Source organism: Psychrobacillus sp. (assembly GCF_056205495.1).
Genome location: NZ_JBAEAP010000303.1, coordinates 1 through 4,487 on the forward strand (window position 1 = coordinate 1; position 4,487 = coordinate 4,487).

The window sequence follows — 4,487 nt, forward strand, 5'->3', positions numbered from 1 at the left end:
AAACACCAGCTAACGAACCAGCAACTGAAACAGATGGAGAAAAAGAAGACGATGGTGCTGAAGAAGCAACATTAGACGAAGAGCAAGTATTAAACTTAATCATGGGTTCTGAAATTCCAACTCTTGATTCTGCTTTAGTAACTGACTCAGTAGGTTTCGATCTACTAAACAATATTAATGAAGGTCTTTACCGTTTGAACCAAGAAAACGTAGCTGTACCAGCAATTTCTGATGGAGAGCCAACAGTTTCTGAAGATGGATTAGTTTATACGTTCAAATTACGTGACGCTAATTGGTCTGATGGTTCACCAGTTACTGCAAATGACTTTGAATTCTCTTGGAAACGTGCTATGAACCCAGATACAGCATCTGAATACGGTCCATACATGATGGAAGGCGTAATCGCAAATGCATCTAAAATTGTAGCTGGAGAAGTTGAGTATACTGAATTAGGTGTTAAAGCTCTAGATGAGAAAACATTAGAAGTTACTCTTGAAAAACCAGTTCCTTACTTCTTATCATTAATGTCATTTGGTACATTCTTACCACAAAAAGAAGAATTCGTTACAACTCAAGGTGAAAATTACTCTAAAAACTCTGAAGCACTTTTATACAACGGACCATTCGCTTTACAAGATTGGGATGGAACAGGCTTAAGCTGGAAACTAGTTAAAAATGATCAATATTGGGATAAAGATACTGTGAAACTTACTGAAATTAACTATGATGTAGTTAAAGAAGTAGCTACAGCGGTTAACCTTTACACTAATGGTGAAAAAGACCGTACTGGTCTATCTGGTGAGTATGCAATGCAATATGCTAATGATCCAGAACTAGTAACAGAAATGGAAACATCAGTATTCTATTTCAAATACAATCAAGAACGTAATGGAGAGCCAACTCCACTTGCTAACGTAAATATTCGTGAAGCAGTTTCAAAAGCTATTAACAAAGAAGATTTAGTTAACGTAGTTTTAGCTAATGGTTCTGTACCTGCTCATTACCTAGTACCACAAGGATTCACTTTTGACGAAGATGCTAATGATTTCCGCGAAGTTAATGGAGATATGTCTACATTTAACGTAGAAGAAGCAAAAGCAGCTTGGGACAAAGGCTTAAAAGAACTAGGAGTTACTGAGCTTACTCTAGAAATTCTTGGCGGAGACTCTGATCTTTCTAAGAAAATGGATGAGTATTTCAAAAATCAATTAGAAACAAACTTACCAGGTTTAACTATCACTCTTAAAGAAGTACCATTTGCAGTGCGCTTAGATCTTGATACAAACCAAGACTATGACATGCAAGTTGCTGGATGGGGACCAGATTACCAAGATCCTTACACATTCATGAGCTTATGGTTAACTGATGGTGGTAACAACCAAATGTCTTATTCTAACCCGAAATATGATGAGTTAGTAACTTCTGCTAACAATGAATTAGCATTAGATACAGAAGCTCGTTGGCAAGCACTTGCTGATGCTGAAAAACTTCTAATTGCTGAAGACTATGCTATTGGACCAATTTACCAACGTGGTCTTATGCAACTTCAAAAACCATATGTTAAAGGTATCGTTGCTCACCCATTCGGTGGAGACTATAGCTACAAATGGGCATATATCGAAGGTAAAAACTAAGATAGTTTAAAGTTTTAAAAATCTCATAAAATGAGAGTATATGTATTCCTTTCGGAACATATACTCTCTTTTTAAATGAGTCGAAATATACGCAATATTTTTACTATAAAATATGATTTTGACAAATTACTATTTTTTTTGTTTAATATATAGATTAGTAAAATTATAATTTATTAAATAATTTAGGAGGTGCAAAGATGGCGAAATATATTTTGCGTCGTGTTTTTTATATGTTTATCACGCTTTTCCTGATTGCGACAGCTACATTCTTCCTAATGAAGACGCTACCAGGATCCCCTATAAGCTCTGCTTCAAAACTATCCCCGTCTCAACTTGAAATAGTGGAAGCGAAATATGGATTAAATGATCCAGTTCCCGTCCAGTATGTAAATTACATGCTTAACTTAGTTCAAGGTGATTTAGGTAACTCGTTTCAGTTCAAAAATGCTGAAGTTACTGATTTGATTTTAAGTCGTATTGGACCATCGTTCCAAATTGGTGCCCAAGGTCTTATTGCCGGAGTACTAGTAGGTATTCTTTTAGGAATGATTGCTGCATTAAAACAAAATACATTTTGGGACTATGGAAGTACAATCATAGCCATTATTGGTATCTCTATACCATCGTTTGTATTTGCCACAGTATTACAATATTGGTTAGGTGTAAAGTGGGGAATTCTACCGGTAGCTTTATGGAAAGATGGGTGGGCCTCAAGTATTATGCCTTCCATAGCCTTAGCACTGGGACCACTAGCTACAGCAGCTCGTTTTATAAGAACAGAGATGGTAGAGGTTTTAAGCTCTGATTATATAACATTAGCAAAATCTAAAGGTGCCAATGGTGCTGAAATAGCTTTTAAACATGCTTTGCGTAACGCCTTGATTCCGTTAGTAACTGTACTTGGTCCAATGGCAGCTGGATTGCTTACTGGATCGTTAGTAATTGAACAGATTTTCGCTATCCCAGGAATCGGAGAACAATTTGTTAAATCTATTAATGTAAATGACTATTCTATTATTATGGGTACTACGATTTTCTTCTCTGTATTCTTAATTGTTGTAATATTCATTATAGATTTACTTTATGGAATCATTGATCCACGTATTCGTTTGTCAGGAGGTAAAAACTAATGAGTCAAGACTTAAAAAAATTACCTGCTGATTCATTTGATAGAATTCAAGTAGATAGCAGTCAAGCTGAAAGAATTTCAAAACCGAGTGTAAGCTTTTGGAAAGATGCTTGGTATCGTATAAGAAAGAATAAGGCTGCTATTGTAAGTGTGTTTATACTGGTGTTTATTATCCTTATGTCATTGATTGGTCCATATATTGGTCCTCATGATGCAGAAACACAAACAATTACACATGCTAACTTGCCACCAAAAGTTCCAGGAATCGAAAAGCTTGGAATTATGGACGGTTATGGTAACTTGGCAGGTAAAGAAGTCAACTTATATGAATTAAAAAATGTAGATACTTATTATTGGTTTGGAACGGATGGCTTAGGTCGTGACATGTTTGCTCGAGTATGGGAAGGAACTCAGGTATCTCTTTTCATTGCATTCATGGCTGCCTTAATAGACATGGTTATTGGAGTGGCCTATGGAGGTATCTCGGGTTACTACGGTGGACGTGTAGATGATGTTATGCAACGTATAGTAGAGATTCTAATTGGTATTCCAAATCTAGTAATCGTTATCCTCATGATCATGTTTATGGATCCTGGTATCACGGCAATCATTATTGCTATTACGATAACTGGATGGATAGGTATGTCTCGCGTAGTTCGAGCGCAGGTTTTGAAATATAAAAACCAAGAATTTGTTCTAGCGTCTCGTACGTTAGGTGCTTCCAATAACAGAATCATAACAAAACATATTTTACCAAACGTTTTAAGTATTATTGTTATTAATACAATGTTTACAATACCTGGTGCGATTTTCTTCGAAGCTTTCTTAAGCTTTATCGGGTTAGGATTACAACCGCCTGCAGCTTCTTTAGGTACGCTAATTAATGATGGAGTTAAATTACTAAAATTCCAACCACATATTTTAGTATTTCCAGCTGTAATTATAAGCTTACTAATGCTGTCCTTTAACCTTCTAGGTGATGGTTTAAGAGATGCGCTAGATCCAAAAATGAAAGACTAAAGGAGGAAAGCAAGGATGGATAAAATATTGGAAGTTAAAGATCTAGAGCTTTCCTTCCATACTTTTGCAGGTGAAGTTAAAGCTATTCGTGGAGTTAACTTCGATCTTTTCAAAGGTGAAACACTTGCAATCGTAGGGGAGTCTGGCTCTGGTAAGTCAGTTACAACTAAGGCGATTATGCGTTTATTGCCGGAATCTAGCTCTGAATTTAAAAATGGACAGATTCTTTTTAATGGTAAAGATTTAACAAAGCTTACTGATAGAGAAATGCAAAAGATTCGTGGAAAAGATATCTCTATGATTTTCCAAGATCCGATGACTTCTTTGAACCCAACAATGACAATAGGTAAACAAATTATGGAGCCTATTTTAAAGCATCGTAAAGTAAGTAAAGCAGAGGCAAGAAAAGTAGCAGTAGATTTATTGCGTCTAGTTGGTATGCCAAAGCCGGAAGCTCGTATAAAACAATATCCTCATCAATTCTCTGGTGGACAGCGTCAACGTATTGTTATAGCTATTGCCCTAGCTTGTAATCCACAGATTCTGATTGCGGATGAACCAACAACGGCATTGGATGTAACAATTCAAGCGCAAATTTTAGAATTAATGAAAGACTTACAAAAGAAAATTGATACATCCATCATCTTTATTACGCATGATTTAGGAGTAGTAGCTAATGTTGCGGACAGAGTAGCTGTAATGTA

The 4,487-nt window shown here is 36.0% G+C and carries 4 protein-coding genes; all 4 read left to right on the plus strand.

All coding sequences use genetic code 11. From position 1 onward, the window contains the following. Window positions 1-1,634 (plus strand): peptide ABC transporter substrate-binding protein (locus tag AC06OU_RS08835; RefSeq protein ID WP_475855268.1); only part of this gene is annotated, 1,634 nt, incomplete at its 5' end. A 197-nt stretch (window positions 1,635-1,831) separates the two neighbouring features. Then, on the plus strand, window positions 1,832-2,764 hold the full coding sequence (gene opp3b / locus AC06OU_RS08840; protein WP_475855270.1) for an oligopeptide ABC transporter permease: 933 nt from the start codon (window positions 1,832-1,834) through the stop codon (window positions 2,762-2,764). After that, the gene (gene opp3C / locus AC06OU_RS08845) at window positions 2,764-3,783 is read left to right on the plus strand and encodes an oligopeptide ABC transporter permease (protein WP_475855272.1); all 1,020 of its coding nucleotides are present in this window, start codon (window positions 2,764-2,766) and stop codon (window positions 3,781-3,783) included. Before opp3b ends, opp3C begins: the two co-directional genes overlap by 1 nt. A gap of 15 nt (window positions 3,784-3,798) precedes the next feature. Further along, on the plus strand, window positions 3,799-4,487 hold a 689-nt coding region (locus AC06OU_RS08850; RefSeq protein WP_475855273.1), incomplete at its 3' end, for an ABC transporter ATP-binding protein.

Excerpts from the sequence above, each read along its gene's own strand:
- opp3C (WP_475855272.1), top strand. The coding sequence starts at position 2,764 with ATGAGTCAAGACTTAAAAAAATTACCTGCTGATTCATTTGATAGAATT.
- opp3b (WP_475855270.1), top strand. The coding sequence starts at position 1,832 with ATGGCGAAATATATTTTGCGTCGTGTTTTTTATATGTTTATCACGCTT.